The following is a 25,989-nucleotide window of genomic DNA, read 5'->3' as shown; positions in this document are numbered from 1 at the left end:
GCGGGGAATGCGTGCGCGACGAATGGGCTGCGTGAATGACGACAGACGGCTGGCCGGGCCGCGCGGGGCAATAGGAGTACATGGCTCGAGAGGCAGGTCGAGGGCGGAACTGCGCCCCCGGGCGGCCTTGAGTTCATGCCCCGCGTCGTTCACATTCACGGCAGTGAGCTGGGCGATCACCGTCAGCGCAGGGGTCACGGCCGTGGCCGCGGCGCGCTGGTGGTCGCGGGAGCGCGAGCGGGACGCCCGGCGGCAGGAGCTGCTGGCCCTCAGCGAGGGCGACGGCGACCCCAGCGTCGCGCACCTGAGCCGCGGCCTGGGAGAGCTGGCGCGGCAGGCCCGGGTGGTCCGTCACGCGCTGGCGACCCCGCTGTCGTGCTGGGACAACCCCCTGGCCCCGGAGACGCCCTGGGGCCGACGCGCCCGCTGCGACGCCTACGACCGCGCGATCGGCGAGGCGCGCCGGGCGCTGTGGGAGTGGCTCCTGCTGTTCCGGCGGCTCGACGAGCGCGAGCGGCTGTTCCTGCTCGGGCTCGGGCTGTCGCCGGCGCCGTTCTACGCGGCGCTGTTCCGCCCCGGGGTGTTCGACCGCAGCGACGACCTGTGGGAAGAGGTGCTGTACCCCGAGGCGCCCGACCTGGCCCACGTGTTCGCCGAGCTGCGGCGGACGATGATCGCGCTGCGGACCTTCGAGTCGACCCTGCTGGCCCGGGTGGCCGACCCGTACCGGCGCTGAAGCACAGGTTTGATTGAGCAGGTCCTCGAGGACATGCTGCAAGGGGCATGTCCAATGTGAAATGTCCTTTTGGACATACGTGGCACACGGGCCGCGGCCCTCGTTTATGAGCGCTCCGCGGGGAGGCCTCGACGAGTTCGCTCCGCGCACGCGGGCGCGAGGGGCTGCACGGCCTCGAGGTCGAGGATCGAGCGACCGGCACCGTGTGAGCAGCGCCGACGAGAAGTCCGCGAGGGGCAAGCCCGAACGAGTTCGTCCCTTCGCTCGCGCGTGCGCGAGGGGCCGCGCGGCGGCGAGGTCGAGCGACCGGCTCCGTGCGGGCGGGAGCGGGCGCGCTCAGGCGGGTCCGCCGGGGCGCACTGCCTCGAGGTCGAGGCTGAACAGGTGGTCGTCGACGGCGAACACCCAGCGCTGGCCGCGGCCGTCGAGGTCGCCGAGGACGCCGCCGGCGACGAACACCGGGCGCTCGGCGTGGCCGCGCCAGCCGGCGCGCTCGCTGCGGACCTCGAGGGTGTGCTCGAGGGTGGTGGCGCCGCCGAGCGCGAGCCGCGGGGTCGCGCGCAGGCCGAGGCGGACCTGGAGGTCGCCGCCCTCGAGCGCGACTTTCTGGTCGACGGCGGCCTCGGTGCCGACGACGGCGGTGACGAGCGGGGAGGACAGGACGTCGCCGCGGTCGTCGAGGGCGTGGTCGTCGGCCTTGACCGGCAGGGCGGGGTCGTCGTAGCGGCGCAGGACCAGCCGCAGCTGCATGACCTGCGGGCTGCGCAGCTCGGGCGAGAACTCCTGCACCTCGACCGGGCCGGCAGCCCCGCCGTGCGCGGACGGGTCGGCCCGGACGAGCGGCGGCGGGGCGAAGTCGACGGTGCGGGTGAGCACGAGCAGCGCACCGGCCGCCAGGGCGACGTAGGCGTGCCGGCCGAGGAAGGCCCGAACGGCGGTCCAGCGCGAGGTTCCGGGGCTCACGGGGCGCAAGGAAACACCGGTCGCGCGGGCGGGGCAAATTTCCCGCCACAAAGCCGCCGCGGGCCGCCGTTTGACCCTGCGGGCCCATCTGGAGTACGGATCTCGTCGCCATGACCAGTGAGAGCCAGCCGCCAGTCGACGATGGACCCTCGAACTTCATCCGCGAGCGGATCGAACAGGACATCGCCCAGGGCCGGCGCGGCGGCCGCGTGTGCACCCGCTTCCCGCCCGAGCCCAACGGCTACCTCCACATCGGCCACGCCAAGTCGATCTGCCTCAACTTCGGCATGGCCGCGGAGTTCGGCGGGCGCTGCCACCTGCGCTTCGACGACACCAACCCGGCCACCGAAGACGTCGAGTTCGTCGAGTCGATCCAGGAGGACATCCGCTGGCTCGGCTTCGACTGGGGCGAGCACAAGTACTTCGCCTCGGACTACTTCCAGCGGCTGTACGACTTCGCCGAGGACCTGATCCGCGCCGGCAAGGCGTTCGTCGACAGCCTCACGGCCGAGGAGATCAAGGCCTACCGCGGCAACTTCTACAAGAAGGGCACGGCGAGCCCGTACCGCGACCGCGGCGTCGAGGAGAACCTCGACCTGTTCCGCCGCATGCGCGCCGGCGAGTTCGAGGAGGGCGAGCACGTGCTGCGCGCCAAGATCGACGTCGAGCACGGCAACATCAACATGCGCGACCCGCCGATCTACCGCATCAAGAAGGTGCACCACCACCGCACCGGCGACCAGTGGTGCGTCTACCCGATGTACGACTACGCGCACTGCATCTCGGACGCGCTCGAGCGGATCACCCACTCGCTGTGCACGCTCGAGTTCGAGGACCACCGCCCGCTGTACGACTGGATCCTCGCCCAGCTGACGGTCCCCGGCGACCCGGAGCAGATCGAGTTCGCCAAGCTCAACCTCAGCTACACCCTGCTCGGCAAGCGCAAGCTCAAGCAGATGGTGCTGGAGGGCTACGTGTCCGGCTGGGACGACCCGCGCATGCCGACGCTGGCCGGGCTGCGCCGCCGCGGCTACACGCCGGAGGCGATCCGCAACCTGTGTGAGCGCGTCGGGGTGTCGAAGCGCAACGGCCTGATCGACGTGACGCTGCTCGAGCACGCGCTGCGCGAGCACCTCAACGCGACCAGCCCGCGGGTGATGGGCGTGCTCTACCCGCTGAAGGTGACGCTGACCAACTGGACCGCGGGCGAGGTCGAGTGGATCGATGCGCCGTACTTCGCCGACGACCCGACGCGCGGGACCCGGCCGGTGCCGATCGGCCGCGAGCTGCTGATCGAGCGCGAGGACTTCAAGGAGCAGGCGGTCAAGGGGTGGTTCCGCCTGAGCCCGGGCGCCGAGGTCCGGCTGCGCCACGTCGGCATCATCCGCTGCGACGAGGTGGTGAAGGACGCGCACGGCGAGATCCTCGAGCTGCGCTGCACGCTCGACGCGTCGTCGCGCCCCGGCCAGCCGAACTCCGGCCGCAAGGTCAAGGGCACGATCCACTGGGTGTCGGCCGCCCACGCGCTGCCGGTCGAGGCGCGCCTGTACGACCGCCTGTTCATGACCGAGGACCCCAACGAGGCGCCCGAGGGCAAGACCTTCCTCGACAACCTCAACCCCCACTCGCTCGCGGTCGTCGCCGACGCCCGCGTCGAGCCGAGCATGGCCGCCGCGCCCACCGGCACCCGCGTGCAGTTCGAGCGCCTGGCCTACTTCTGCGTCGACCGCGACAGCACCGAGGAGCGCCTGGTCGTCAACCGCACGATCGGCCTGCGCGACTCGTGGGCCAAGCTCGAGGCCAAGGGAGGTGGCAAGTGAACCAGGACGACCGCGTCAACCTCGGCAAGATCGCCCCGGAGCTGTACCGGGCGGTGGTGTCCCTCGACGCGCAGGTGACCCAGCGCGCCCGGGCGGCCGGCCTGGCCGACGGCTTCGTCCACCTGCTGCGCCTGCGCGCGTCGCAGATCAATCACTGCGCCTTCTGCCTGCGCATGCACAGCCGCGACGCGCTGGCCGCCGGCGAGTCCAGCGACCGCATCAACGTGCTGCCGGCCTGGCGCGAGACGCAGTATTTCAACGACAAGGAGCGCGCGGCGCTCGAGCTGACCGAGGCCGTCACCCTCGTCGCCCGCGACCAGATCCCCGAGACCGTCTACGCCGAGGCCGCCGAGGTGCTGTCGTCAGAGGAGATCGCCGCGGTCGAGTGGCTGGCGATCCAGATGAACGTGTGGAACCGGGTCGCAATCGCCAGCCGCTACCCCGTCGGGCCGTGAGGGCGAGGCGGTCGAGAGCGGCCTCGTGCGCGTCGGCGGCGAGGCCCTTGACGGTCGCGGTCGAGGCCGGTGCTCGCGGGTCGAGCCGCGGACGGTGAATCCGCCGGCGGAGGCCTGTCAGGGCGCCTGCGTCGGCCTCGCGGCCGAGCCCGCGCCTCGGGCTCGGGACACGACGAGCGCGGGGCCGTGAAGATCACGGCCCCGCGGAGAGGTGTCCTGCGGGACAGCTCGAGCCTCGCGGGACGGGCGAAGCAAGCTGTCCCGCAGGACAGGTTGGAAGTTGGCGCTCACCGCCGCATCACGAAGGTGACGACCGCGAGGATGAGGCCGATGAAGGCCAGGATCTTGGCGATGTAGGCGCTCTCGGCCGCGAGGCCGCCGAAGCCGAAGATGGCGGCGACGAGGGCGACGATGAAGAAGACGATGGACCAGTAAAGCACGGTGGACCTCCATTCTCGGGGGCCTCGCGGCTCCCATCGAAACCGTGATCGAGGCGCGAGCAGAGTCAAGCGATGACCCCAAACTCGTCGCGCGTCCTCCGCCGCGCCGCGCCTGCACGCGCTGGCGAGGCCGTCTCGCGCGCACGCGGGCGATCGCCGGGACGGCTCGACGGAGGTCGATCTCTGGCGTTTCGCGGCTAGCGAGCTGGCGTGCACGACCCATGCAGCGAGGCGCGTGGTGGCGACGACGCCGACAGCTCTCATGGCTCTCGCATGCGACCCATCGACCAGCGCGGCGTCACCCTGATCGTTCTCCTCGCTCTCGGCGCTCCGGCGTGTCTCACCGCCGAGGGCGTGGTCCGCAGTTCGGTGCCGGCGGCGCTCGACGAGAGCGTGGGCTTCCTCGAGGACCCGCAATCGCAGGAGCGGATCCAGAAGCTGCTGGCGGACCCGCAGATCCAGGCGGCCGGTCGCGAGCTGACGGCGTCGCTGGTCGAGGGGGCGCTCGACGGGCTCACCGACGAGGAGCGCCAGGCCGCGCTGCGGAAGGCGACCGCGCGCTTCGTCGACACGATCGCCAGGGCGGCGGGCACGAGCTTGAAGGAGCAGATCAGCCCGGCGCTGGCGTCCACGGTGCAGCAGACCCTCGACTCCGCGCTGTCGCCGAAGACGCGCCGCGAGGCCAGCGCGATGGTCGACGAGCTCACGCGGACGACGGTCGTCGCGCTGACGCAGTCGGCCGGCAAGGGCCTGAAGGAGGACCTCGGGCCGGCGCTGCGCTCGGTGCTGGAGCAGGACCTCGGCCCCGGGCTGAAGAAGCTGGTGCGCGCCGACCTGGCGCCGGCGCTGCGCGACGCCGTGCGCGACGAGCTGGTCCCGGTGGTCGGCATCGTCTCGCGCGAGGCGAGCAAGCAATTGGTCCTCGGCGCCGCCGACGCGCTGGCCGAGCTCGAGGTGCGGCGCGACCTCGGCCAGTACGAGGAGTCGCTCTGGAGCCGCCTCGACCACACGCTGCACAAGGGCATCCAGATCAGCCAGGTGATCGCGTGGGTGCTGGGCCTCGCGCTGGCGATCGTGATCGGCCTGGTCGTGCGCGCGACGGTGCTGCGCCGCCGCATCGAGGCGGACCGCGCACGCTCCGAGCGGCTGCTGCTCAGCCTGGTCGACGAGCTCCACCGCGGCTGTGACAAGCCCGACGTCGAGGAGCTGCTGTCGCAGATCCGCACCCGCGTGCCGGATCTCGACGACCGTCATTTCATGGAAGAGCTGGCTCGTCGGGCCGAGAGACCGCGCCTGCGCAGCGATCGTCCGCGTCGCCGGCTGTGACCGCGAGCGGGGAGCGGAGAAACGTCGGGCGCGGTCCGCTGATTCGCCGCGAATGTGATGGGTGTGACGTGGACTCCGCGGTCTTCGCCGCCGGCGGGCCGCGCGCGATTGGTCACACCCGTGCGCCCGCGTGCGCAACTCGCACAGGCCGCAGAACGCGTCTGAACGGTGATTATCGCCGTCTGCGCCGCGATCGAGCGGCTGGGCCAGGGGGCGGGTCGCGCATTCGAGCGGTTTGCGGATTGCTCGCACGTGGAAATGGATCATTGCATGGACATGCGTCCGATGCGGGTCCCTCCTGCGCGGACCGGAGAGAGGAAGCGATGGAACCGATGGAACGACAACCCCGCCCGCGGCGCGACCGCACCCCGTCGGCGCCGATCCTGCTGCGCCGGCTGGCGCAGACGGACGAGCTCGAGCTGCCGATCGACGTCGAGGTCGTGACGCCGCCGCCGGCCGACGCCCCGGTCGACTTCCGCGAGCGGCTGGCGCTGGCGCTCGGGACCACCGACGCGCGCCTGCTCGACGCGGCCGAGCGCGGCTACAAGGGCACCTGGCCCGGCGTCCACGCCTACGTGATCGAGCGCCTGGCGCTGACGATGGGGCCCAACTTCTCCGAGGTGCTGGCCGGCCGCGACGAGGCCGAGCTGCTCCGCACGTATTGCGGCGACGAGCGCCTGGTGTGGTCGATCGCGGTGGCCGACGGCCAGGTGATGGTGTTCGAGCTGCCGCGCGAGTCGTCACGCGCCGCCGCCATCGCCGCGCGCCTGTTCCCCGACGATCCCGAGCTGCTGGTGTGAATCGCCTGTCCGTCGGGACAGGTCTAAACATTGTCAAAATTACATCAAGATCTCGCCGCGCGGCTGCAGCGGCGGCGGGATGTCGTCCTGGCCCAGCATCTCGCGCAGGTCGATCTCGATGGCCCGCGCGATCGCGGTGATCGGGACGTCGTTCGGCCCGCCCTCGAACGGGTTCTCCGAGCTCTCGCCGATCTTGTCCATGGTGTGGAACACCCACGCCACGACCACGCCGGCGGGGATCGTGAACCACACGAAGCCGTCGCCGAGCTTCGAGAACTCCTGCAGCAGGCCGAGCGGGACCAGGGTGATGAACAGCCACACGAACAGGAGGTTCAAGGTGGCGAACTGCCGCGGGTAGGGGAAGTTCTTGATCCGCTCGCACTTGCCCTGGTGCTCGTAGAGCTCGGCGAGGACGCGGGTGAGGGCGACGTGGCGGTAGTCGGACAACAGGCCGCGCTCGCGCAGGGCCCGGAGCGCGTGCGACTGCTGGGCCAGCAGCTGCGCGGCGGGGTTCTTGGCGGCGAGGATCGCGGCGCAGTCGGCCCCGCCGAGCAGCTTGCCGAGCTCGATGCCGAGGTAGTCGCTGTCCCGCTCGGGGATCTGGTAGTGCCGGCGATACTCCACGTTGTGGGTGAGGCCGATGTTCTCCCACGCCCGCGGCTCCCGCAGCTGGAACCGCAGGGCGGTCAGCCAGGCGATGTGCCGCGCGATCAGGCCGTCGCGGAGCGCCTGGAAGTCGATCGCGGCGCCGGAGTGACCTGGCTCTTGGAGCAGGTAATCACAGGCCATGACGCCGAACGAGCGGCTGGTGTTGACGATGCCGCCCCAGATCTGCCGCGCCTCCCACAGCCGGCCGTAGGAGGCGTTGTTCTTGAAGCCGGTGATGAAGGCCACCGCGGTGCCGATGAGGGCGATCGGCAGCCACGGGACGGTCAGCCAGGTGAAGCCGGCGACGACGTAAAGGACGGTCGGGACGGCGGCGATGACGGCGAAGGCGAGGGTCTCGCGCCGGGTCCACAGGATGACGTGCTTGAGGGGATAATGACGGCCCGCGTGCATCGATCGGCGTGAAACGGCGACGGTATCACGGGGCCGGGCAGGCGAGCCCGGCGACGCGGACGACGACGTCGTCGCCGGCGAGGTAGGTGACGCCGGTGATCCCCGAGGGCGCGACGGCGACGCCGAAGGCCGGCGGGGCGCCGACCATGGTGCTGTGCACCGCGGTGACCGGCGTGTGCGGGGTGAGGTCGGCGCGGAACCACCGCAGCCGCAGGTCGGAGGCGAGGGCGCTGCAATCCTCGGTCGCCGGCGCGTCGGCGTCGCCGCACTCGGCCCAGGCGACCGCGAGGTTGCCCCACGCGTCGCTGCCGAGGTCGACGAACGGGGCGTGCATGCGTGGCGCCTCGGAGACGGCGACGATCGACTGCGGGACGTCGGCAGGGTCGAAGGTCTGCAGATCGACGAGGCCGTCGTCGCCGATACCGCCGAGCACGACGCGGAGATCGGGTGTCACCGCGAGGCCGCTCCACGGGTTGGCGCTGCCGGTGAGGGCGATCCCGCCGGTCCGGAGGCCGCTGGCGACGACGGGCCCGGGGACGCCGTCGACGGTGAAGCGGCGGTAGACGATCGCGCCGCCGGGATCGCCCCAGGCGACCACGAAGGCGCCGTCGGGCCAGGTCGCGACCGTGGGCGGGCCGGGGACGCCGACGTCGTGCTCGCTGATCGCAAACTCGGGCGGCGATGCGGGATCGAAGTTGGCGATCCGGCGGACATAGACCTGCGAGAGGTTGGGCAGCACCGCGCCGACGTAGGCGAGCGTGAGCCGGCCGGCGTCGTCGAGCGCGATCGCGGGGGACTGCTGGATCGGGTTCTTGGCGACCAGAGCGTTCATGCCGGGCTCGGCGACGCCGGCGACGACGCCGCGGACGAGGATGTCGTCGTTGTTGGCGTTGATCTCCCACGCGAGGGCGAGGTCGCCGACCGGCGAGACTGCGATCACCGGGTCGCGCAGGACCTGGGACGGTGGGTCGGCGAGGTCGAGCGGCGCGCCGACGAGGGTGCCGTCGGCGGCGACCGTCTGGACGTCGAGGCGATCGACGAGGGCGTTGACCCGCCACACGACCGAGAAGGTGCCCTGGGCGTCGACGCCGATCGCCCGCGGGACGTCGTCGCTCTGCTCCGCGGTGGGCTCGCTGGCGGCGATGACGGGCGGGCCGAGCGGGCCGATGTACAGGGCCCCGTCGCCGCACGCGGGCTTGTGACAGTCGGGCCGACAGGCGGTCGGCTCGCTCGGGTGATTGGCCGGCCCGTCGTCGCACTCCTCGACGCCGCGCTGAACGACGCCGTCGCCGCAGCTCGCAACCTGGCAGTCGGTGCGGCAGGCGTCGCCGTCGTCGTCGTCGCCGTCGTCGCACTGCTCGCCCGGGTCGAGCTGGCCGTCGCCGCAGAACGGCGGGGGCTCGCCGGTGGTGGTCGAGGCGGAGGTGGTCGTCGGCTCGCCGGTGGTGAGCTCGACGGTGGTGCCGGTCGTGGTGGTCGTGCTCGTGGTGGTCGTGCTCGCGGGGCCGCCGGTGTGCAGGCCGCCGTCGCTGAAGCAGGCCACGCCGGCGCAGGCGAGGACCAGCGCTCCGGCTCCGGCGATCGCCCGGGTCGACATGCCCGGGAGCTTACCCCGGTCCGCCGCCGCCGCGGGCCGGGCTGCGTGTGTCTCCGCTCGCGCCTGCGCGAGGCCGCGCCGGGTCGCAAGGGACATGTCTCGAGGGAAATGTGACTGCGGACAGGTGATGCTGCCGGGAAGAACGCGGCCGGGCAGCGGCGGGCACGACGCCCGTGTACGGCGATCGCTGTGCGCAGCGAGCCGACGCGTGCGGGACCACGACGCTCATGCACGGCCGCTGCAGGCACAGCGAGGCGAGGAAGGCCCGGTCCGTCGCCGACGACGCGCCGCGCTCGCGCACGGCGAGCCGACGGGTGCGTGACCACGGCGCTCGTGCATCACTGCGGGCACAGCGAGGCGAGGAAGGCCCGGGTCCGGTGCCGACGACGCCCGCGCTCGCGCGGCTCGCCGACGCGAGCGTGACCACGGCGCTCGTGCATCACTGCGGGCACAGCGAGGCGACGAATACGGGTTCGTTGCTGGCGACGCTCCGTGCTTGCGCACGAAGGGGATCGGACACCCTGAGATCCACGCTCCGCCGGGGAGGTCCTCGATCCGGCGCATGCAGGCAGCGCCGAGGCGTGTCGTCATGTGCCCTTTTGGACATGACCTTTGAGCAATGTCAGAGAGGACATTGCAATTGGGACATATTTAGAAGGACCTTGTCGCCTTCGATCCGGGCGACTGCGGCGGCGCCGGTGGGGGCGACCGCGAGCGAGAGCGGGTGGGGCATGCCGTTGCGGGTGGTGACCTGGGCGGCAGGGGCCTGCGGGGTGAGGTCGGAATAAAACCACCGGAACGAGGACACCGAGGTCACGTCGGCGCAGGTCGGGGCGAGATCGCCGGGCGCGCCGCAGGCCGACCAGGCGACGGCCAGGTTGCCCCACGGGTCGGCGGCGACGTCGACGAACGGGACGTGGAGCGCGTCGACGTCGTCGATCTGGACGACGCCCGCCGGGAGGTCGGCGGCGTCGAAGCGCTGCAGCACGAGGTGACCGTCGACGTCGCGGCCGGCGATCACCGCGGCGTCGGTGCCGGGCTGGACGACCGCGCCGGTCCACGCGAGGGCGCTGTTGTTGGCGCCGCCGCCGACCGAGAGGCCGGTGGTGACGAGCCGGCCGGCGACGAGGTCGGGGGTGAAGCGGCGGAAGACGATCGCGCCGTCGGGGTCGCTCCAGGCGACGAGGAAGCGGCCGTCGGGGTGCAGGGCGATCGTCGGCGAGCCGGCGACGCCGGCCAGGTGGTCGCTGATCGCCTGCTCGGCCGGGGCCTCGGGCGCGGTGAACAGCGGGAAGCGGCGCAGGTAGACGTGGGTGGTGTTCTTGAGCCCGCCGGCGCGCCAGGCGGCGATCATCGCGCCCGACGGATCGAGGGCGAGCGCGGGCGAGGAGCCGACGAGGCCGGTGAGCTTGAAGCTCTCGGCGGCCATGTCGCTCGCGACGCCGCGGACGAACAGCTGATTGTTCTCGAGCAGGGTCTGCCACGCGACCGCGTAGTCGCCGTTCGGCGCGACGGCGATCACGGGATCGCGGACCTGCACGAGCGGCTGCTCGACCAGCTGGACGACCTCGCCGAGCGGCAGGCCTTCGGGGTCGACGCGGCGGGCGTGGACCTGTTCGAAGAAGCCGGCGCTGACGCGCCAGGTGACGACGAAGCTGCCGTCCCCGGCGGCGCCGATCATGCGCGGGGCGTCGTCTCCGCCGGCGATGTTCTCGTCGCCGGTGGGCAGCTCGAGGTCCGGGCCGAGCGGGCCGACGTAGAGGCCGCCGTCGCCGCACGCGGGCCACTTGCAGGTCGGTCGGCAGGTGTCGGGCGCGGTCGGGTGGTTGTCCGCGCCGAGGTCGCAGTCCTCGACGCCGACCCACACGACGCCGTCGCCGCAGCCGGCCGCGACGCAGGTGCCGAGGCAGGCGTCGCCGTCGTCGCGGTTGCCGTCGTCGCACGCCTCGGTGTCGGGATCGACGACGCCGTCGCCGCACTCGGGCGGCGGCGGTCCGGTGGTGGTGGTGGTCGCCGGCTCGTCGGGCCCAGTGGTAGTGCCGGTGGTGGTGGTGCCGGTGGTGCTGTCGTCCTCGCCGGTGGTTAGGGTGACGGCGCCGGCCGGGTGATAGCCGCCGTCGCTGAAGCAGGCGGGCGCGAGCACGACTGCGAGCAGCGAGCAGGCGCAGGGCCGAAGCGCGACGAGGCGGTCGTGCCTTGCCTGGCGCCGACGTGCGCTCGAGCGCGCTGCGAGCTCGGTCGACAAGGACGAGCCCTCGCGGCTTGCGAGGGGATCGATCGTCGCGGCCGCGAGGGCGCGTCCGTGGTGGGCGAGGAGATCGATCCGCGCAGAGGCGGGTGAGTGGGTGCGGAGCTCGTCGCGCGCGGCGGCGAGCGAGCGCTCGGAGACTTCGTGGCGGCGCATCAAGGCGCTCGGCCGGGCTTCGGCGGGACGGGCGCTCATCCCCGGCACTTTACTCCGGGCGGCGCGCCCGCTGGCGCAGCGGCCGCGTGTGGTCGCGCGCATGCCCGGCGCCGACGCAGGTCGGGCTGCCGCCCACGTGGACGGGCGGCGACAGGGTTATGTCTGAAGAGACAGGGCTCTTTGGACATGGTGAAAAGTACAGGCAAGCGACGACGCCCTCACGAGCGAGGACCCGGCGGACGACAGGACCGCGCAGAGGAGCCAGGCGAGCGAGGATGCAGGACTGCGAGGCCCGAGCGGCGCGTCGGCGACAGACAGGACCAGGAGGCCGAGCGGGCGAAGCACACGGGTGCGGGGCGGGGCCCGAGCGGCGCGTCGGTCGACAGACAAGGCCAGGAGGCCGAGCGGGCGAAGCACACGGGTGCGGGGGGGGCCCGAGCGGCGCGTCGGTCGACAGGGCCAGGAGGCCGAGCGGACGAAGCACACCGGGGTGCGGGGCGAAGCACACGGGTGCGGGGCGGGGCCCGAGCGGCGCGTCGGTCGACAGGACCAGGAGCCGAGTGGGCGAAGCACACGGGTGCGGGGCGGGGCCCGAGCGGCGCGTCGGTCGACAGGGCCAGGAGGCCGAGCGGGCGAAGCACGGGTGCGGGGCGGGGCCCGAGCGGCGCGTCGGTCGACAGGGCCAGGAGGCCGAGCGGACGAAGGACTGGGCGGTGTGCGGGGCGGGGCCCGAGCGGCGCGTCCGAGGTCGACCCGGCCGCGCGGAGGGATGAGGCGCGCCGGGGCCGCGAGCGGGCGGGGGGCGCCGTCGCGGGCGCCGGCGGGCTCGCGCTCGGGTCAGGAGGCCGAGGAGGCGCCGATCTGGGCGACGGCGGCCTTGACCTCGTCGTAGTTCGGCTCGACGCCCGGGTTCGGGGCGACCCACGCGTAGCGGACCACGCCCTGCGGGTCGATCACGAACACCGAGCGCTTGGCGGCGGTGTAGCCGGGCATGCCGGCGAAGTCGTCGTGGGCGACGCCGTAGGCGCGCACGGCCTCGCGGGCGTAGTCGGACAGCAGCGGGAAATTGAGGCCGTTCTTCTCGGCGAACGCCTTGTTGGCGAACGGCGCGTCGACCGAGACGCCGAACACGGCGGCGTTGAGGTCGTTGAGGGCGGTCAGCGAGTCGCGGAAGGAGCACAGCTCCTTCTCGCAGACGGCGGTGAAGGCGGCCGGGAAGAAGGCGAGGACGACGGTCTTGCCGCGCTGGCCGGCGAGGCCGACGCGCTGCTTGGCGTTGTCGAAGAGGTCGAAGTTGGGGGCGGGGCTGCCGACGGCGACGGACATGGGACGCTCCTTGGAGTGAAGGCCTAGTACCCGCGAGCGCGGCCGCCCGCAAGGGGCCGGGCCGAACCCGGACGTCGCGGAGCGGGCGCGGACGATGTTGCAGTGATATGCTGGCGGCCATGCTCGCATTTCCGACCGCGGCGCTGCTCTCCGTCCTGTGCGGACTGCCGCTCGGCGCGGGGGCGCCGCGGCCGGTGCCGATCGTCGGCGGCGAGGAGGTGCCGGTCGACGAGTGGACCTCGGTGGTGGCGATCCTCAGCCAGGAGACCGTGTCGACCGCGAGCCTGTGCACCGGCACTCTGGTGGCCCCGCGGGTGGTGCTGACGGCCGCTCACTGCCTGTCGCACGAGCCCAAGCTGTCCGAGATGGCGGTGGTGTTCGGCGACTCGATCTACACCGACGACGAGCGGCGCATCGCCGGGGTCGAGCGCTACGGCATCTACCCCACGGCCTGCGTCGAGGACTGCAAGTCCGACGCGTGGGATTTCGGCTATGTGATCCTGGCCCAGGACGCGTACGGCGTCGACATCATCCCGCCGCTCACCACGCAGGACGAGTGGGACGAGACGATGCACGTGGGCGACGAGATCCACGTGGTCGGCTTCGGCACCGTCCACGACGCGGAGGAGGACCCGCTGCAGACCACCGCGGACGTCGGTCACAAGCGGATCATGACCACGCCGATCGACACGTTCAGCAAGAGCCGGCGCGAGTTCCGGGCCGGCGGCGAGGGCCAGGACGCGTGCGGCGGCGACTCCGGCGGGCCGGCGTTCGTGCGCCTGTCGAGCGGCGAGTACCGCCTGGCGGGCGTGACGTCCCGCGGGGTTCGCCCGTGCGGCACCGGCGACAGCGTGTACGGGGCGCCGTACCCGATCCTCACCTGGCTGCGCGAAGAGACAGGTGCCGACCTGCTGCCCGACGACTGCCCCGACGGCGGCTGCCTGGTGATGGCCGAGCCGGCCACGGGTTGCGCGATCTCGCGCGAGCGCGAGTCGCTGGCGTGGGCGCTGCCGCTGCTGGTGTTCGCGCGGCGCAGGCGGCAGACTCGTTGTCCTCGCCGATGAAGCCCGAGCCGTCCCGCGCCGTGGAGAATGCCGCCGAGCGGCGGCGCTTCGAGGAGCAAGTGGCCTGGAAGGAGGTCGACCAGCTGCACGCGGCGACGCTGCAGTTCGCCGGCAAGTGCCTCGAGCTGAAGAAGCTGTGCGTGGCCCTGTGCGCGGCGCTGGTGGTCTGGCTGGCCGACAAGGACACGCGCTTCGTCGAGTGCGCGGCGCTGGCCCTCGCGCTGCTGCTGTTCTTCTGGCTGGCCGACGCGCAGAACTTCTACTACCAGCGCAAGACCCGGCGCGGGATCGCTGCGGCGCTCGGGCGGGCTCGCGTGGCCCGCGGGCTCGGCAACTCGATGTCGCCGCTCGGGCTCGAGAAGGACGCCGTCGGCTCGGTGCTGTCGAGCCTGCTCAACGCGTCGCAGCTGTTCTACTTCTACATCGGCGTGGGCGTCCTCGTCGCCCTGGCGCTGACGCACCATGCTTAATCCGCTCCGCCGGTTCGACCGCCGGCGCACCTTCATCAGCTACGCGGTCCGCGACCTGCCGCTGTCCCGCGCCCACCTCGAGCGCCTGCGCGACTGCGACGAGTTCGTGTTCCTCGACTACCCGCAGCGGTGGTCGACGTCGGCGCAGCGCACGATCGCCGAGTGGGTGCGCTCGGCCGACCGCGTCCTCTACGTGGCGACGCCGCACAGCCGGCTGTCACGGTGGGTGCGCTTCGAGGTCGAGGCGGCGCGCCGCTGCGGGGTGCCCGTCGAGCGCGTGGCGCTGCTGTGAGGGCGAGCCTCAGGACTTGTTGCCGAGGTGGCCCTGGAGGTCGGCGAGGTAGCGGCGCGTCGAGCCTTCCCAGCCGAAGAGGGCGCCGGCGAGGAAGCGCAGCGCGGGGTTGGGAACGTCGCCGACCTCGGTGAGGGTGAGGCGCGTGCCGCCGCCCTCGGCGGGCGCGAACTGGAACACCCAGTGGCCGGTGAAGGAGCGGCCGGGGTCGACCATCTGGGTGACGAGGCGCTCGTTCGGCACGTCCTCGGTGACCTCGAAGGTCGTCGCGCCGTCGTCACCGATCTCGCGGTAGACCCGGCGGTCGTTCTTGTCAGGCAGGAGCTCGACGCGCTGGAGGTCGGAGCGCCAGCTCGGTTGCGACTCGACGTCGCGCACCGCGGCGTAGACGGCCTCGGGCGCGGCGGGCAGCACCACCGTCTCCATAGCGAGGTGCTCCCGCGGCATGAACAGGCCGCAGGTGTAGATGAACACGAACACGCCGAGGAGCCAGAGGACGACGCGGAGGACGCGGCGGGGCATCGCCCTCGCGAATAGCCGCGCGCCGGGCGGCCGTCAAGACGTGGCGCTTGAGACAGGTCCGTGCCGGCTCGGCGTCAGTTCGACTTCAGTTGGGTTTGGGCGCGTCGGGCGGCAGCTTGGGCGGCGGGGGGCGGATGTGGCTGCTGACGTCGCAGAGGTCGATCTCGACGGCGCCGAGGCCGTCGAGCGCGATCTTGAGGCTCATGCCGGCGTCGCCGTCGAACAGGAGCCGGGCGCCGAGGCGCGCGGTGGCGACGAGCGGGACCGCGTCGCCGGCGGTGGTGAGCAGGTTGCGCCCGCTGGTGGCGGTGACGCGGACGGTGCGGGCCGGGTTCGGCGCGCCGGGCTCGACCACCAGGTCGATGCCGCGGTCCTGCCAGGCGATCCATGTCTCTCGGGACAGGTTGATGAGGCCGCCGGTGACGCGCTGACCGGCGCACTCGAACACCGGGAGGCTGCCGCTCGCGCCGTAGCGGACGGTGAGGAGGCCGTCCGGCAGCGTCACGGGGACGAACGACGCGATCAGCGGACGGGTGCTGCGGACGAGGGTCATTCGGGTCGACATCGGCGCATATGGGTGGCGCGACGAGGTCGATCGGATCATGCAGATCCGACGTCGTCCGATTTATTTCCGCCGGCCGCTCGCGGAGGCTCGGATCCGTACCAGCAGCTGGCGCAACTCGCGGGCCATCGCGTCATCGTCACTCAGCAGCGCGAGCGCGCGGCGGCAGTGCGCCTCGGCCTCGCGGCGGTGATTGCGGGCCAGCTCGAGCTCCGCGGCGGTGCCCCAGGCGTAGGCGGCGACGTCCGGCGAGACGCCGCCGACCTGCGAGAGCGCGCGCTCGATCGCGTCGGCGGCGCCCGCGAGGTCGCCCATGCCCTGGCGCGCGGCCGCGAGCCCGACGCGCATGGCGACCGCGTTGTCGCGCGTCTCCGGCAGGTCGGGCCCGGCGGCGACCAGGGCGAGGCCGGCCTCGTAGCTGCGCAGGGCGGCGGGGTTATCTGTCCCGAGGGACAGGTCACCGCGCAGCTTGGCGAGGGCGATCCGGTCGGCGCGGCCGGCCAGCGGATCGGCGACCTCGGCGAAGGCAGTGGTGGCGCGCTCGGCGGCGGTGCGTGCGGCGGCCAGGTCGCCGCGGGAGTAGTGGACGACCGCGAGGTCGAGCTCGAGGCTGGCGCGCTCGCGCGCGTCGGGGTCGTCGGCCGCGACGGTCAGCGCGGCGCGCAGGTTGGCCTCGGCCTCGGCGTACTGGCCGACCGCGAGCTGGTAGCGGGCCAGGCTCTGACGGGTGTCGGCGACGCTGCGCGAGTCGGGGCCCTCGCGGCGCAGCTGCAGGCTCAGCGCCTGGCGGGCGAGGTCGACCGCCGGACGCAGCTGGCCGCGCTGGTGGGCCTGCTCGGCGTGGTGACGCAGGACGCGGGCGGCGAGGGCCTCGTCGACGCCACTGCCGCCCTGGAGCGCGCGGGCGAGGCGGGCGTGGGCGGCGTCGAGGTCGCCGCGGCGCAGCTCGGCCCACGCGGCCGACAGCTGCAGGTCGACCATGCGCGGTCCCGTGGCCTGACCGATCCGGTACAGCGTGCTCTCGGCGTGCGGCAGCAGCAGCAGCGCGTGCTCCGGGTCGGGGTCGCGGGCGGCGTCGACGAACACCAGCCAGCGCCAGGCGTCGGCGACCAGGAAGTCGTCGCCGACGGCCCCGGCGTCGCTGGCCGCGGCCTCGAAGCGGCGGCGCGCGCCGGCCTCGTCGCCGCGGTCGAGGGCGGCGATGCCGAGCGCCAGGTCGGCCCGGGCCTGGCGCCAGCGGTCGCCGGCCTGCTCGGCGCGCACGCGGGCCGGGTGCAGCCGCGCAGCCGCGGCGTTCGGATCGCCCGCCAGCGCCAGCGCGGCCCCCGACTGCAGCTGCTCTTCGAGCCATGTCGCTTCAGACAGGTCGATATGGACAGGCGGCTCGACGGTGAAGGCCAGGCGGCGCGGGTCGACGCAGTCGGAGGCGGGGGTCAGGGCGCGGTCCCACAGGGCCAGGCGGCCGTCCCAGCGGCGGCCGGGCGCGGGATCGGCGAGCGCGCCGGGGCGGTTGCGGCTGCCGCTGGCGACGGCGCCGGCGGTCGGCTCTCCCGCGGGCGCGCCGGCCAGCGTCCCGGCGACCGCGCGCAGCGCCCGCTCGCGCTCGTCGAGGCAGGTCGCCGCGCGGGCGCGGGCGGCCTCGTCCCAGCGGGCGCCGTCGCGGCAGGCGGTCGCGCGGGCCTTTGTGTACTCGAGGACATGTTCCGAGAACCATGTCTCCACAGACATGCCCGATTCGCCAGCCGAGCGCAGGGCCGCGCGCTGGTCGGCCGGCCACAGGGCGTCGGCGAGGGCGGCCGGGTCGGCGCAGGCGGACGCGGGGCCGGCGGTCTGGAGCGCCGCGCCGACGCCGGCGCCGAGCACCGCGGCGAGGGCGACGACCGCGAGCGGGCGGCGTCGGGGCGGCTGCAGGCCGGCGGTCAGCTCGGCCAGCAGGTCGTCCATGGTGGGGAAGCGGCCCTCGCGGTCGAGCGCGAGGCCGCGGCGCAGGGCCGCGAGCAGCCAGCCCGGCACCGCGCGGGGGTGGGGCGCGGTGCGGCGCCAGTCGGGCAGCTCGCCGTAGAGCGCCTCCCACAGGGCGACGCAGAACGAGTACTGGTCGCTGCGCGCGTCGACGGTCGCGCCGGTGTCGTACAGCTCCGGGGCCATGTAGCGCGGCGTGCCGGCGCGGCTGGTGAGCACGAACTCGGGGCCCGAGGGCTCGTCGCCCTCGAAGGTCGCGGCGATGTCGCGGCTGGAGTCGCGCATGCGCGCGAGGCCGAAGTCGATCAGGCGCACGCGGCCGTCGCCGTCGACCAGGATGTTGCTCGGCTTGAAGTCGCGGTGGAGCAGCCCCTGGTGGTGCGCCGCCGCCAGGCCCCGACCGGCCTGCAGGTACATCTGCACGATCTCCCGCCAGCCGCGCGGCGCCTCCGACAGCCACTTGCGGAGGGTGACGCCCTCCACCAGCTCCATGGCGATGAAGAGGTTCTCGCCCTCCTCGCCGATCTCGTACACCCGGACCACGTTGGGGTGGTCGACCTGGGCCAGGCTCTGGGCCTCGCGCATGATGCGGGCGCGGACGACCTCGTCGAGGCTGCGGGTCGGGATCTTGAGGGCGACGCGGCGGGCCAGCTTGTGGCTCCACGCGGCGAACACGACGCCCATGCCGCCTTCGCCGAGGCGGCGCTGCAGGGTGAAGTCGCCGATCTCGTCGCCGGGGACGGGGCCGCGGCCGCGGCGGGTGCCGAGCTCGCCCGCGGCCTCGGTGCTCAGCGCGGACTCGCCGCCGATCTCGCTGGTCGGATCGGGGCGCGACGGCGCCGACAGTACGTCGGCGCAGAGGGTGTCGGCGTCGCCGTCGATCCCGGGCTGGACGGGCATGGCCCTCATGAGCGACCGCGAGGGGGTCGGCGGATCACCGGGAGATCGTGAGGAGGGTGACGGCGGCCCGGGCGCGGGCGCTCGCGGCGCGGGTGGAGAGGGCGTCGGCGGGCGCGGCGCCGAGCTGTCCTCGGGGACATGCGGCCGCGGGGCCGGGCGAGCGGCGGGCGCGGCCGAACCTTCGGGGATGTCTCGAGGGACATGTCGAACTGGACATCCCGGCGCGGAGGCGCGGCGTGCGACCTGTCCCCGGGGACATCCTCTGCGCGCCGGCCCTGGCGGCGTCGTTCACGGCGCTCCGGCCGCGGCCGAAGAGCTCGACGGTGCGGCGGCCCGGGGGGACCTGTCCCCGGGGACATTTTGTCTCTGCGCCGGCGCGCGAGGGAGCGGGCGCGGACGTCCCGACGACGGCGCGACGCCGGGCCGGCTCAGGTGTGCTCGCGGGTGGCGCTGAAGCGGAGGTCGGGGAAGCGCTCCTCGACCTTGGCCAGGTTCCACTTGTTGGGCGCGAGGTAGGCCAGGTCGCCGTGGCTGTCGTGGGCGAGGTTGCCCTGGTTCTTGTGCTGGAAGCCCTCGAGCAGCTTCTGCACCTCGATCTTGCTCTTCGTGGTCGGCTTGGGCGTGACCCACCGGGCGGTGGTGTACTCGACGCTCTCGTAGTCGGCGTCGACGTCGTACTCGCTCTTGAGGCGGTGCTTCATCACCTCGAGCTGCAGCTGACCGACGGCGCCGACGACGAACAGGCTGCCGACGAGCGGCTTGAACACCTGGATCGCGCCCTCCTCGGCCAGCTGGTGCAGGCCCTTGGCCAGGGCCTTGGCCTTGAGCGGGCTCTTGAGCAGGACGCGGCGGAACAGCTCGGGGGCGAAGCTGGGGATCCCGGTGAAGCGGAGCACTTCGCCGGCGGTGAAGGTGTCGCCGATCTTGATGGTGCCGTGGTTGGGCAGGCCGATGATGTCGCCGGCGTAGGCGGCCTCGACGATCTCGCGGTCGCGGGCCATGAACATGGTCGCGTTGCCGAGGCCGACCTCGCGGCCGAGGCGGCAGTGGTAGGCCCGCATGCCGCGCTCGAACACGCCGGAGCAGACGCGCAGGAAGGCCATGCGGTCGCGGTGGTTCGGGTCCATGTTCGCCTGGATCTTGAACACGAAGCCGGTGAAGGCCTCCTCGGTCGGCTCGACCATGCGCGTGGGCACCGGCTCGCCGGGCGCGGGCGCGGTGGCGGCGGCGGAGCCGGTGATCGCCTCGCGCGCGAGCGGGCCGGGGGCCAGGCGGATGTAGGCCTCGAGCAATTCGCGGACGCCGAAGTTGTTCATCGCCGAGCCGAACAGCAGCGGGGTCTGCTTGCCGGCGAGGAAGGCGTCGCGGTCGAGCGGGGCGCTGGCCTCGCCGAGCAGCTCGGCGGCCTGGCGCAGCTCCTCGACCTGCTCGCCGAGGATCTCGTCGAGCCGCGGGTCGTGCAGGCCCTCGACCCGGATGCCTTGCTGGATGCGGTCGTGGCCCTGGGCCTGGAACAGGTGCAGGCGGTGGTGGAGCAGGTCGTACACGCCCTTGAAGCGCTTGCCCATGCCGATCGGCCAGGTCAGCGGCGCGCAGGTCATGCCGAGTTTCTTCTCGACGTCGCTCATCAGCTCGAGCGGGTCGAGGCACTCGCGGTCGAGCTTGTTGATGAAGGTGACGACCGGCGTGTCGCGCAGGCGGCAGATCTCGATCAGCTTCTCGGTCCGCTCCTCGACGCCCTTGGCGCCGTCGATCACCATCAGCGCGGCGTCGACGGCCGTGAGCACGCGGTAGGTGTCCTCGCCGAAGTCGGCGTGACCTGGCGTATCGAGCAGGTTCACCTGGACCGGCGGCGCGTCGGCCGGCAGCTCGGGGTGCGGGTACTCGAAGCTCATCACCGAGGTGGTGACGGAGATCCCGCGCTCGCGCTCCATCTCCATCCAGTCGGAGGTGGTGGCGCGCCCGGCCTTCTTGGCCCGCACCGCGCCCGCCAGCTGGATCGCGCCCGAGTACAGCAAAAGCTTCTCGGTCAGCGTGGTCTTGCCGGCGTCCGGGTGGCTGATGATCGCAAAGGTCCGACGACGGGCGACTTCGGCGGCGAGCTCGTTCACTGCCCGCGGGGAGGTAGCAGAGGTGACGCATCACCGCCAGCCCCGCAACGAGCGAGGTCGCGCACGGCGCGCGGGCGCACCGTCACTTCGGCGGCAGCGGCGTCACCCACAGGCCCGGCTCGGGGCCGTGGAGGCCCTCGCCGTCGTAGGCGAGGAAGCCGGGGCGGCCAGCGGTGCTACGCGTCGGTGAGAGGATCCCAGATCACGAGCGACGACTTCGTCGCCGAGCCGGTGGACCTCCGCGACCTCGAGACGGGGCAGTGAACAACTGCTGCGGGTCAACGACTTCTGTCAGCGCTCGTCAACGCCAGCCGCGGGACCTTCGACGGTTCGCCGGATCCGGCGCGAGCCTCCCCGCCGCGCATCGGCTCGCCGACGGCGCCGCGTTCGGGGCGACGGTGCCGAGCGGCGTCGCCACGAGTGTCCGAGAGAGCATGTTCATAAAACCATGGTTATTAAGACATGCTCCATGGAGCATATCGAAAGAACTCACTTCGGCGGGATCGGGGCGGCCCACAGGCCGGGGCCGTCGTCGCTTCCGTCGAGGTAGACGAGGCCCTGGTCGGGGTGGAAGTGGAAGTCGTCGACCGCGGCGGCGAGCGTCGTGTACTGCGAGGTGTCGGGGTCGAAGAGGACCACGTCGAGGGGGTAGTAGGCGAACGAGGGGAAGGCGGTGAGGTAGCGGCCGTCGGCGAGGACGGTCGTGCCGATGCCGATCCGCGGGGCCCGCATCACTGCCTCGCCGGTGCGGTGATCGGTGCGCCAGAGCACGCCGGAGAAGCCGCTGTCGTCGGGGACGAGGTAGTCGATGAAGTCGTCCTCGACGAAGAACGCCTGCGGCGGGGGGGCGCTCGCGGGGCCGCGGTACCACTCGCGCAGGGCGTCGGTCTCGGGGTTCCAGAGGATGAACACGGTGTCGTCGCCGTCGTCGCGCGACAAGCTGAAGTCGCGGCCGAGGTAGCCGCGCAGGCGGGCGCCGGCAGGCGGGTCGATGGGGGCGCCGTCGGCGGTGCGGACGACTGCGGCGAGGGTGTGGCGGGGGCCGTAGAGGGCCGCGTGGGCGCCGTCCTCGGCGAATTGCCAGGTGCCGGTGTTGCGCGATTCGTCGTCGCCGGGGCGGTTCCACGACACTGCGGTGAAGTCGTTGACGGCGATCTGCGTGTCCTCGCCGGTGTCGAGGTCGCGGAGGAAGATCGGCTCGCTGAGGTCGTCGCCGAGCTGCTGCCAGATCAACCGGCGGACCTCGCTGCTGACTCCGAAGCGGCGCACGCCCGCGAGCAGGAGCTCGGAGGCGCCGGTGACGGGGTCGACGGCGCGGAGGTCGCCGTCGTCGTCGAGCGCGAGCATGCGGTCGTCCAGGTTCTGGAGGCTGACGATCGCGTCGCCGAACTTGACGGCGGGGACCTCGGGGTCGCCGTGGTGCATGTAGATCGCGTGGGCCGAGGTGCCGATGCCGGCGACGTTGGCGAGCGAGTTCGGCGCCGCGGGGACGCTGGAGAAGTACATGCCGCGCGCGGTCGGGGTGGCGGCGAACTTGCCGGGGGGGAGGCCGGGCACGGGGCGCGTCTCGTCGAAGCCGGGCACGTCGAGGCGGTCGAGGACGAGGTGGCGGTCGCCGTCCTGGGCGTAGAGCACCCAGCCCTCGTCGGTCTCGAGGCCGGTGTACCGCGACGTGCTCACGGTCGCGGGGGTGAACCGCTCGGGCTCGCCGCCGCAGCGGTCGATCCGCCAGTAGGTCGGCGCGGGGTGGTCGTACCGATCGAAGCGGTAGAACACGTGGTCGCCGAAGGTCTGGAAGGAGATCCGCCGGTTGGCCACCGGCTGCCAGCCGCGCGGCGGGGCGGCCATGCGGGTCACCTGGCCCGTCGGACAGGTCGAGACGGGGCCGACGTCTTCCGGGCCGCAGGCCAGCAGGGCCGCGGCGAGGGGAAGATGTCTAAGAAGACATGTTTTTAAGGACATGACGGACAGGGCGACTCAATGGGAGACCAGCGGCGCGGCCCACAGCCCGGGCTCGTCGCCGCGGCTGTCGAGGTAGAGGACGCCCTGGTCGGGCAAGTGGAGGAAGTCGTCGACGCGCTCGGCGATGGTGGTGTAGACGCGGGTGTCGGCGTCGAACACGAGCAGGTCGTAGGTCCACTTGATGTCGGCGCCGGCCTGCACGGGCTCGGCGTGGACGGCGGTGAAGTAGCGGCGGGCGTCGAGCTGGCGGTACTCGCGGCCGATCCGCGGGGCCCGCTCGGTGAGCTCGCCGGTGCGGAGGTGGACGCGCAAGAGGCTGCCGGTCGCCTCGTCGGTCGGCTCGGCGAGGAAGTACTCGAGCTCGTCGCCGACGCGCGCGCGGGGCTCGACCGTCGCGTCGGCCGGGCCGCGGTACCACACGCGCAGGTCGCCGTCGGTCGGGCGCCACAGCGCGAGCACCAGGGTGTCGACGTCGGGCATGACGAGCACGAAGTCCTGGCCCAGGGCGCCGCGCTGCTGGCGGTGCTCGGGGATCTTCAGCGACTCGCCGGTGTCGCTGCGGACCGCGGCGACGAAGGTGTCGTCGGGGCCGACGAGCGCGGCCGCGGCGCTGTCCTCGGTCCAGGTCCAGCGGCCGACGGCGAGGCCCTGGTCGGGCATGCGGTTCCACGAGCGCGCGGCGAAGTCGTTGACGCCGATCTCGCGATCGAGGCCGGGCTTGACGACTGCGAGCCGGGCGCTGACCTCGAGGTCGCGCAGGTAGACCGGCTCGACGTCGTCGTCGCCGAGGGCCTGCCAGATCAGGTGGCGGCCGTCGTCGGCGAGGGTGAAGTAGCGGACGCCGCTCTGCACGGGCTCGACCTCGCGGGTGAACGGGTCGACCCTGCGCAGCTCGCCGGCGTCGTCGAGGACGAGGAGCTGCCCGCCGTGCTGGGCGAGGCTGACGACGTCGTCGCCGAGGTGCAGGGCGGGCGCGTCGGGGTCGCCGTCGTGGGTGTGGACGACGGCGGTGCCGGCGTCGACGCCCGCGGCCTGGCGAGCGGCGCCGAGCGGGCGGTTGGCGCGGGCGAACAGGGCGTAGCCGGCCTCGTGCGGGGCGCCGCCGGGGATGTCGTAGCCGGGCAGGCCGTCGATGGCGCGCGGGACGTCGAAGCCGGGGACGTCGAGGCGGTCGAGCACGACGTGCCGGCCCTCGCGGTCGACGGCGTAGACGAGGGTGCCCTCGGCGGTCGCGAGCGCGAAGGGCAGGACGGTGCCGGGGGTGAAGGTGGGGAAGCGCTGCGGGGGGCCGCCGCAGCGGTGCACCAGCCAGTAGCCGGGGTCGGGGTCGGAGGGGCCGTCGAAGCTGTAGAGCAGGCGATCGCCGAGCTGCTTGAACGGGTAGACGCGAGAGGCCCCGGGCTGCCAGCCGGCGGGCGGGGCGGCCAGGCGCACGGGCTCGACCAGCGGGCAGGCCGAGGCGAAGCTCTCCGGCGCGACCACATCCTCGCCGCACGCTGCGAGCAGCAGCGGCAGGGCGGCGAGGTGGGATGGTCGGAGAGACATGGCCTTTGGGACTTGTTGGCGGGAGCTACTTCAGCGGGAGCGGGTGCACCCACACGCCCGGGGCGGGGCCCTGCGAGTCGAGGTAGACGAGGCCCTCGGCGGGGACCATGCCGTACGCGGTGACGTCGTCGGCGATCGCGGTGTAGAGGCCGCTCGCGGGATCGAAGAGCTTGAGGTCGCGGGCGACGGCGGCGAGGAAGCTCGAGCCGGACAGCGGGGGGCCGGGGAGGCTCTTGCGGTTGAAGAAGAGGAAGTAGCGGCCGTCGGCGAGCTCGAGGGGGACCATGTTCGAGCGCGAGAGCAGCTGCTCGCGCTCGCCCGTGGTCCGATCGACGCGCCAGATGGTGCCCGTGCCGGTGTCGCCGGGGTCCTCCTGGAAGTACTCGACGCGGTCGCCGTCGACGCGGCGCAGCATGACGTTGACCCGCGGGCCGCGGTACCACTCGCGGACGCCGCCGCCGACCGGGTCCCACAGCGAGAGGGCACGCTCGGCGTCGTCCTCGGTGAGGAGGTTGATCTGGTCGCCGGCGAAGCCGATGAACCGGAGGTGCTCGGGGACGGCGAAGGTCTCGGCGTCGGTGGTGCGCACGACCGTGACGAGCACCCGGTCCGGGCCCGGCTGGGCGACGAGGTCGCCGTCGGCGCCGACCTGGACGCTGCCGAGGTCGCCCTGCTCCGGGTCGCGGAACCACGACCGCTGGGCGAAGTCGTTGACGGCGATCGCGAGGTCGTCGCCGGTGGCGAAGTCGTGGACGTAGATCGTCTCGGCGAGGTCGTCGCCGAGCTCCTGCCAGACGATCTTGTTCTGCTGCGCGAGCGCCTGGAAGTGACGGACGCCGGCGAGGAGTGGTTCGCTGTCGCCGGTGAGGACGTCGAGGCGGTGCAGCTCGCCGTCGTCGCGGAGGGCGTAGTAGTGCGGATCGTCGCCGACGATCCGCTGGAACAGGACGAACTCGCCGACTTCGACGGCGGCGACGTGGGGATCGCCGTCGTGGCGGTACCAGGTGGTGGTCGTGCCGCCGATGCCGGCCGCGTAGGCGCCCTTGTCGCTCGGATGCGGCTCGGAGAAGAGGACGAACGGCGACTGGCTGAGGCCCGTGGCAGGGAAGCCGCCGAGCTGCTCGGGCAGGCCCTTCACGGGCCTGGCCTGGTCGTCGCCCGCGACGTCGAGGCGGTCGACGACGTACTTCTTGCCGAGGCCGTCGTTGGCGTAGACGACGGGGCCGTCGGCGGTGGTGATCGCGAACGGGTTGTGCAGGCCGGGCGCGAGCGAGGAGAACGGGGCGAGCTCGCCGGTGCAGCGATCGAAGCGCCAGTAGACGCGGTCGGGGTCGTCGAAGCGATCGAAGGTGAAGAGGATGTGATCGCCGAAGACGTACAGGCCGTACCAGGCCTCGGGATCGGCGACGAAGCCGGGCGGGACGGCGACCAGGCGCGTGGGCTCGGTGATCTCGCACGCCTCGGCCAGCACGTCCGGCTCGCCGCTCGCGGGCTCGCGACAGCCGGCCAGCAGGCTGCCGGCGAGGGCGACGGTGATGAACCCAAGGGACATGGTCGATCGGTCAGGTGTCAGATCGAGCTCGGAGGCGGGCCTACACGTCGGATATGGAGCAGACGCGATCGCGGGGCCCGATCGAGGCATGATCGCGGTCGGGCCGACGGGCCAGGCCCCG

At 72.8% G+C, this 25,989-nt stretch carries 21 protein-coding genes; 8 read left to right on the top strand and 13 right to left on the bottom strand.

The window, feature by feature from the left end; translation table 11 throughout:
- The first annotated feature begins 163 nt into the window (after positions 1-163).
- Positions 164-736, top strand: coding sequence for a hypothetical protein (locus tag O0S08_RS39775; RefSeq protein ID WP_269034707.1), 573 nt, complete (start codon positions 164-166; stop codon positions 734-736).
- Positions 737-1,072: 336 nt separating this feature from the next.
- On the opposite strand, the gene O0S08_RS39770 is transcribed toward O0S08_RS39775, so the two are convergent.
- Entirely contained in the window at positions 1,073-1,699 is a 627-nt protein-coding gene (locus O0S08_RS39770; protein ID WP_269034706.1) for a hypothetical protein, read from the bottom strand.
- Positions 1,700-1,809: 110 nt separating this feature from the next.
- On the opposite strand from O0S08_RS39770, the gene O0S08_RS39765 reads away from it, so the two are divergent.
- Both O0S08_RS39765 and O0S08_RS39760 read left to right on the top strand, forming a co-directional pair.
- Positions 1,810-3,519: a glutamine--tRNA ligase/YqeY domain fusion protein gene (locus O0S08_RS39765; protein WP_269034705.1), complete on the top strand. Its 1,710-nt coding sequence runs from the start codon at positions 1,810-1,812 to the stop codon at positions 3,517-3,519.
- Positions 3,516-3,974, top strand: coding sequence for a carboxymuconolactone decarboxylase family protein (locus O0S08_RS39760; protein ID WP_269034704.1), 459 nt, complete (start codon positions 3,516-3,518; stop codon positions 3,972-3,974). Before O0S08_RS39765 ends, O0S08_RS39760 begins: the two co-directional genes overlap by 4 nt.
- 287 nt (positions 3,975-4,261) lie before the next feature.
- Here O0S08_RS39760 and O0S08_RS39755 read toward each other — a convergent pair whose 3' ends face one another.
- Positions 4,262-4,414 carry a DUF1328 domain-containing protein gene (locus tag O0S08_RS39755; RefSeq protein WP_269034703.1) on the bottom strand — a complete coding sequence of 51 codons (153 nt, stop codon included), beginning with the start codon at positions 4,412-4,414 and terminating at the stop codon, positions 4,262-4,264.
- 273 nt (positions 4,415-4,687) lie between these two features.
- Between O0S08_RS39755 and O0S08_RS39750 the strand changes: the two genes are divergently transcribed.
- Complete coding sequence (locus tag O0S08_RS39750) at positions 4,688-5,740, top strand: DUF445 domain-containing protein (RefSeq protein WP_269034702.1); 1,053 nt, start codon at positions 4,688-4,690, stop codon at positions 5,738-5,740.
- A 332-nt stretch (positions 5,741-6,072) separates the two neighbouring features.
- A complete protein-coding gene (locus tag O0S08_RS39745; protein WP_269034701.1) occupies positions 6,073-6,540 on the top strand; it encodes a hypothetical protein in 468 nt (155 codons plus the stop codon).
- A gap of 39 nt (positions 6,541-6,579) precedes the next feature.
- Here O0S08_RS39745 and O0S08_RS39740 read toward each other — a convergent pair whose 3' ends face one another.
- From O0S08_RS39740 to O0S08_RS39725, 4 genes are all read right to left on the bottom strand, one after another.
- Positions 6,580-7,599: a bestrophin family protein gene (locus tag O0S08_RS39740; protein WP_269034700.1), complete on the bottom strand. Its 1,020-nt coding sequence runs from the start codon at positions 7,597-7,599 to the stop codon at positions 6,580-6,582.
- A gap of 25 nt (positions 7,600-7,624) precedes the next feature.
- The gene (locus O0S08_RS39735; RefSeq protein WP_269034699.1) at positions 7,625-9,196 is read right to left on the bottom strand and encodes a hypothetical protein; all 1,572 of its coding nucleotides are present in this window, start codon (positions 9,194-9,196) and stop codon (positions 7,625-7,627) included.
- 622 nt (positions 9,197-9,818) lie between these two features.
- A complete protein-coding gene (locus tag O0S08_RS39730; protein WP_269034698.1) occupies positions 9,819-11,639 on the bottom strand; it encodes a hypothetical protein in 1,821 nt (606 codons plus the stop codon).
- Positions 11,640-12,437: 798 nt separating this feature from the next.
- Entirely contained in the window at positions 12,438-12,926 is a 489-nt protein-coding gene (locus O0S08_RS39725; protein WP_269034697.1) for a redoxin domain-containing protein, read from the bottom strand.
- Positions 12,927-13,045: 119 nt separating this feature from the next.
- Here O0S08_RS39725 and O0S08_RS39720 point away from each other — a divergent pair, with 119 nt between their 5' ends.
- From O0S08_RS39720 to O0S08_RS39710, 3 genes are read left to right on the top strand one after another with little or no spacing between them, the layout of a single operon-like run.
- A complete protein-coding gene (locus tag O0S08_RS39720) occupies positions 13,046-13,990 on the top strand; it encodes a S1 family peptidase (protein WP_269034696.1) in 945 nt (314 codons plus the stop codon).
- A 20-nt stretch (positions 13,991-14,010) separates the two neighbouring features.
- Positions 14,011-14,460: a hypothetical protein gene (locus tag O0S08_RS39715; RefSeq protein WP_269034695.1), complete on the top strand. Its 450-nt coding sequence runs from the start codon at positions 14,011-14,013 to the stop codon at positions 14,458-14,460.
- Positions 14,453-14,752 (top strand): TIR domain-containing protein, encoded by a 300-nt coding sequence (locus O0S08_RS39710; RefSeq protein WP_269034694.1) that lies wholly within the window; start codon positions 14,453-14,455, stop codon positions 14,750-14,752. The genes O0S08_RS39715 and O0S08_RS39710 overlap by 8 nt, the downstream gene beginning before the upstream one ends.
- Before the next feature lie 9 nt (positions 14,753-14,761).
- Here O0S08_RS39710 and O0S08_RS39705 read toward each other — a convergent pair whose 3' ends face one another.
- The 7 genes from O0S08_RS39705 to O0S08_RS39675 all read right to left on the bottom strand — a co-directional run bounded on the left by O0S08_RS39705 (position 14,762) and on the right by O0S08_RS39675 (position 25,868).
- The gene (locus O0S08_RS39705) at positions 14,762-15,274 is read right to left on the bottom strand and encodes a type II toxin-antitoxin system RatA family toxin (RefSeq protein WP_269034693.1); all 513 of its coding nucleotides are present in this window, start codon (positions 15,272-15,274) and stop codon (positions 14,762-14,764) included.
- An 85-nt stretch (positions 15,275-15,359) separates the two neighbouring features.
- On the bottom strand, positions 15,360-15,839 hold the full coding sequence (locus O0S08_RS39700) for a hypothetical protein (protein ID WP_269034692.1): 480 nt from the start codon (positions 15,837-15,839) through the stop codon (positions 15,360-15,362).
- A 60-nt stretch (positions 15,840-15,899) separates the two neighbouring features.
- Complete coding sequence (locus O0S08_RS39695) at positions 15,900-18,698, bottom strand: serine/threonine-protein kinase (RefSeq protein ID WP_269034691.1); 2,799 nt, start codon at positions 18,696-18,698, stop codon at positions 15,900-15,902.
- A gap of 428 nt (positions 18,699-19,126) precedes the next feature.
- Positions 19,127-20,809, bottom strand: a complete 1,683-nt coding sequence (locus tag O0S08_RS39690; RefSeq protein ID WP_269034690.1) for a peptide chain release factor 3 — start codon at positions 20,807-20,809, stop codon at positions 19,127-19,129.
- Positions 20,810-21,298: 489 nt separating this feature from the next.
- Positions 21,299-22,771 (bottom strand): hypothetical protein, encoded by a 1,473-nt coding sequence (locus O0S08_RS39685; protein WP_269034689.1) that lies wholly within the window; start codon positions 22,769-22,771, stop codon positions 21,299-21,301.
- Positions 22,772-22,786: 15 nt separating this feature from the next.
- Positions 22,787-24,316, bottom strand: coding sequence for a hypothetical protein (locus tag O0S08_RS39680; RefSeq protein WP_269034688.1), 1,530 nt, complete (start codon positions 24,314-24,316; stop codon positions 22,787-22,789).
- Positions 24,317-24,341: 25 nt separating this feature from the next.
- A complete protein-coding gene (locus O0S08_RS39675) occupies positions 24,342-25,868 on the bottom strand; it encodes a hypothetical protein (protein WP_269034687.1) in 1,527 nt (508 codons plus the stop codon).
- Between the last annotated feature and the right edge of the window lie 121 nt (positions 25,869-25,989).

Origin of the sequence: Nannocystis punicea (assembly GCF_026965555.1) — a bacterium.
Classification (GTDB): domain Bacteria; phylum Myxococcota_A; class Polyangia; order Nannocystales; family Nannocystaceae; genus Nannocystis; species Nannocystis punicea.
This window is presented reverse-complemented; position numbering and strand designations above follow the sequence as displayed.

What these genes read in the sequence shown, in the direction of transcription:
- O0S08_RS39710 (WP_269034694.1), top strand. Translation starts at nt 14,453, where the DNA reads ATGCTTAATCCGCTCCGCCGGTTCGACCGCCGGCGCACCTTCATCAGC.
- O0S08_RS39765 (WP_269034705.1), top strand. Translation starts at nt 1,810, where the DNA reads ATGACCAGTGAGAGCCAGCCGCCAGTCGACGATGGACCCTCGAACTTC.
- O0S08_RS39675 (WP_269034687.1), bottom strand. Translation starts at nt 25,868, where the DNA reads ATGTCCCTTGGGTTCATCACCGTCGCCCTCGCCGGCAGCCTGCTGGCC.
- O0S08_RS39735 (WP_269034699.1), bottom strand. Translation starts at nt 9,196, where the DNA reads ATGTCGACCCGGGCGATCGCCGGAGCCGGAGCGCTGGTCCTCGCCTGC.
- O0S08_RS39695 (WP_269034691.1), bottom strand. Translation starts at nt 18,698, where the DNA reads ATGCCCGTCCAGCCCGGGATCGACGGCGACGCCGACACCCTCTGCGCC.
- O0S08_RS39685 (WP_269034689.1), bottom strand. Translation starts at nt 22,771, where the DNA reads ATGTCCTTAAAAACATGTCTTCTTAGACATCTTCCCCTCGCCGCGGCC.
- O0S08_RS39730 (WP_269034698.1), bottom strand. Translation starts at nt 11,639, where the DNA reads ATGAGCGCCCGTCCCGCCGAAGCCCGGCCGAGCGCCTTGATGCGCCGC.
- O0S08_RS39680 (WP_269034688.1), bottom strand. Translation starts at nt 24,316, where the DNA reads ATGTCTCTCCGACCATCCCACCTCGCCGCCCTGCCGCTGCTGCTCGCA.
- O0S08_RS39725 (WP_269034697.1), bottom strand. Translation starts at nt 12,926, where the DNA reads ATGTCCGTCGCCGTCGGCAGCCCCGCCCCCAACTTCGACCTCTTCGAC.
- O0S08_RS39700 (WP_269034692.1), bottom strand. Translation starts at nt 15,839, where the DNA reads ATGTCGACCCGAATGACCCTCGTCCGCAGCACCCGTCCGCTGATCGCG.
- O0S08_RS39720 (WP_269034696.1), top strand. Translation starts at nt 13,046, where the DNA reads ATGCTCGCATTTCCGACCGCGGCGCTGCTCTCCGTCCTGTGCGGACTG.
- O0S08_RS39740 (WP_269034700.1), bottom strand. Translation starts at nt 7,599, where the DNA reads ATGCACGCGGGCCGTCATTATCCCCTCAAGCACGTCATCCTGTGGACC.
- O0S08_RS39705 (WP_269034693.1), bottom strand. Translation starts at nt 15,274, where the DNA reads ATGCCCCGCCGCGTCCTCCGCGTCGTCCTCTGGCTCCTCGGCGTGTTC.
- O0S08_RS39750 (WP_269034702.1), top strand. Translation starts at nt 4,688, where the DNA reads ATGCGACCCATCGACCAGCGCGGCGTCACCCTGATCGTTCTCCTCGCT.
- O0S08_RS39745 (WP_269034701.1), top strand. Translation starts at nt 6,073, where the DNA reads ATGGAACGACAACCCCGCCCGCGGCGCGACCGCACCCCGTCGGCGCCG.